Genomic DNA, 724 nt, shown 5'->3' with positions numbered 1-724 from the left:
CACCCTTCAGCAGTTCATCCAGAAGTTCCTTGGAGATCGTCATGCATGCTTCCTTTCGGTGAAGCATGGACCGGATCACTCATACACAGAAGATCGGACACTCTCCCTTTCCTCCAGCCCTAACCACAACCGATCCTACGGAGATCAATCATGGCTACCCCATCCCCTAGCACGCCGTCTGGCGTGACAACACCCTCTGCCCACTTCACACATACCGAGATTTCGCGGTGGTTCTCCCGCCTGATCGGATCGGTCAGCGGCTATATCGAGGCCGAGCGCGACATTGAGCATGCGGCGTCCTGGGATCCGGCGTTCCTGCACTGGCACCGTGACGCCGAGGTGGCGCGATGCGCGGTGCTTTCCACCATCGACCACATCCGGGTCGCCGTGCCCGTGCGCCCAGAGGACCAGCCGCTGAAGCGCATGGCGCTGCTCCTGTTCGCGCTGATCGAGTCCAGTTCGTCCTCGGAGTTCCTGCGCCTCGCCGCCTGGCTTGAGCGGAGCGACGGGCGTTTCGCCTGCCCGGGCAGCGGGCCGGTGGCGCGGCGCGTCGGCGCGATGCTGACGGCGGCGCGGATGCAGGTGGCCGACCTGGCCTCGCTGACGGCGCTTGTCGACCCGCTGGAGATCGCGACGGCCGACAGCGCCGACGATCCGGTGCCGGTCGCGGCCTGACAGCCGCCTTTCCCTCACATCCCTCCCTGCCGTGACCGGTGCGTGCTGC

The 724-nt window shown here is 65.9% G+C and carries 1 protein-coding gene; it reads left to right on the top strand.

From position 1 onward, the window contains the following. The first annotated feature begins 150 nt into the window (after nt 1–150). Nucleotides 151–675 (top strand): hypothetical protein, encoded by a 525-nt coding sequence (locus tag ACTJI6_RS24135; RefSeq protein ID WP_440804309.1) that lies wholly within the window; start codon nt 151–153, stop codon nt 673–675. Nucleotides 676–724 lie beyond the last annotated feature (49 nt).

The sequence above is a fragment of the Paracoccus sp. 22332 genome (assembly GCF_052045125.1).
In the GTDB taxonomy this organism is placed as follows: Bacteria; Pseudomonadota; Alphaproteobacteria; order Rhodobacterales; family Rhodobacteraceae; genus Paracoccus; species Paracoccus haematequi_A.
The sequence above is the reverse complement of the archived record's forward strand: the minus strand, read 5'-3'. Positions and strand labels throughout refer to the sequence as shown.

Bases quoted from the DNA above. Each gene is read 5' to 3' on its own strand.
- ACTJI6_RS24135 (WP_440804309.1), top strand. From the start codon at position 151: ATGGCTACCCCATCCCCTAGCACGCCGTCTGGCGTGACAACACCCTCT.